Genomic DNA, 2,342 nt, shown 5'->3' with positions numbered 1-2,342 from the left:
AACGCCGGTAATGTATCGATAAGCAATGTTGTAGTAACCGATCCACTATTAGGTGGAGTGGTTCCCGGACCAGATTCAGGAGATGATGATGGTGATGGTGAACTGGATGTAACCGAAACTTGGATCTACACAGGTAGCTATGCAATTACACAAGATGATATTGATGCTGGTTCAGTAACAAACACGGCAACGGTAACAGGAATAGCTCCTGACCAAAGCACGGTTACAGATACTTCGGCTGCGGTTGTGACTCAGCTTTGCCAGAGCCCAGCGATCGCAATCGTAAAGACAGGTGTCTTTGTGGATGTGAATCAGAGTGGTTGCGCCGATCCTGGAGAGTTCATAGATTATACATTTACAGTAACTAATGAAGGAAATGTATCCTTAGCGAATGTTACAGTGAACGATCCGTTGTTGGGTGGAAACATTCCCGGACCGGATTCAGGAGATGATGATGGTGATGGAGAACTGGACGTAACGGAAACCTGGATATTCACGGCTTCCTATACAATTACTCAACTTGATATAGATGCCGGTCAGGTAACCAATCAGGCCGTTGCTGAAGGTACCGCACCTGATCAGAGTATAGTGACCGACCTATCTGATGATAACAGTGTTCTTGAAGATGATCCAACTGTTGTACCTCTTTGTCAGGATGCGAGTATTGCACTAATCAAAGAAGGCGAATTGCCACCGCCAAGTGGAGGTGGTTGCCCAACGCCTGGTGACGTTATCGAGTATACATTTACAGTAGTAAATACTGGAAACGTAACACTAACGGATATCACAGTTACGGATCCGCTGGTAACAGTGGTAGGTGGTCCTATCGACCTTGCTCCCGGAGCAACCGATGCAACGACCTTCACCGCGAGTTACGTGGTAACTCAGGCCGACGTAGATGCCGGAGAGGTTGTGAATCAGGCGACTGCTGAAGGTACAACACCTTCGGGTGGAACTGTGTCTGACCTTTCTGATGATGAAGTAATTACTGAAGACGATCCTACTGTTGTTGAACTTTGCCAGACTCCGGTCATAGCGATTGTGAAGCAGGGTACATTCAATGACTTGAACGGAAATAAATGTGCCGATCCAGGAGAGACGATCACGTATAATTTCATCATTTACAACCTGGGTAATGTTACATTGAATAATATCCTTGTAACAGATCCACTTGTAAATGTACAAGGAGGACCGATCTCACTGGCACCGCTTACAACCGACACAAATTCATTCTCTGCGGTTTATACTATCACACAAGGAGATATAGACGCTGGTGAAGTAGTGAACCAGGCAACAGTAACAGGTACCACTCAATTAGGTGATACTGTTACGGATATTTCTGATGAATCGAGTGAATTTGATGATGATCCAACGGTCACCATACTTTGTCAGGAACCGGCCATTGCCCTTATAAAAACGGGTACACCCGCCGATGAGAATGGTAACGGATGTGTGGATCTTGGAGAAACCATTATCTATGATTTTGTTGTGACGAACGTTGGTAATGTTCTATTGACGAATGTAACGGTAACCGATCCGTTAGTTGAAGTTGTTGGTGGGCCTATATCAATTCCTGCAGGTGAATCAGATACTGAAACATTCACTGCAGTTTATGAAGTGACCCAGGCTGATGTTGATGCCGGAATTGTGAGTAACCAGGCAACAGCCGAAGGAACAGGTCCGGGTGGTGTAATAGTCACTGACCTATCTGATGACGATAGTATATTCGAAAATGATCCAACGGTGACTACACTCTGCCAGGAGCCTGATATTTCACTTGAGAAAACAGGTGTGTTTAACGACAACAACGGTAACGGTGTAGCAAACGAAGGAGAAACTATCACGTATAGTTTCAAGGTAACGAACACAGGAACTGTAACCTTGTACAACATCATGATCGAAGACCCACTTCCGGGACTTGAGATCACTGGTGGTCCATTACCTCAGTTAGATCCTGGTGAATTTGATGATACAACTTTTGAAGGTACGTATACCATAACTCAACTTGATCTTGAAAACGGATTTGTGGAGAACCAGGCTACAGTAACTGGATTTGATGAAAATGGTAATCCGATTACAGACCTATCTGATGATCCAACGGATCTTACTAATATGGATGTTGACGGTGATGGCGATCCGGATGATGTAACTATAGTAGTATTACCGGAAGTTCTGGATGAACCTCCATTTGAGATCTTCAACGGTATTACTCCTGATGGAGATGGCTTGAACGATTTCTTCCGAGTAGTTGGGATAGAGTTGTATCCGAACAATAACATGAAGATCTTCAACCGTTGGGGTGTCCTGGTATGGGAGACTGATGGTTACGGAGGTACTAGTGG

The 2,342-nt window shown here is 44.7% G+C and carries 1 protein-coding gene; it reads left to right on the top strand.

Annotation, left to right across the window (positions count from 1 at the left end; translation table 11 throughout):
- Positions 1–2,342, top strand: a 2,342-nt coding sequence (locus tag J1N09_RS15335) for a gliding motility-associated C-terminal domain-containing protein (protein ID WP_265201159.1), incomplete at both ends; no start/stop codon positions are given.

It is taken from the genome of Aureitalea sp. L0-47 (assembly GCF_026126405.1).
Classification (GTDB): domain Bacteria; phylum Bacteroidota; class Bacteroidia; order Flavobacteriales; family Flavobacteriaceae; genus Pukyongia.
This window is presented reverse-complemented; position numbering and strand designations above follow the sequence as displayed.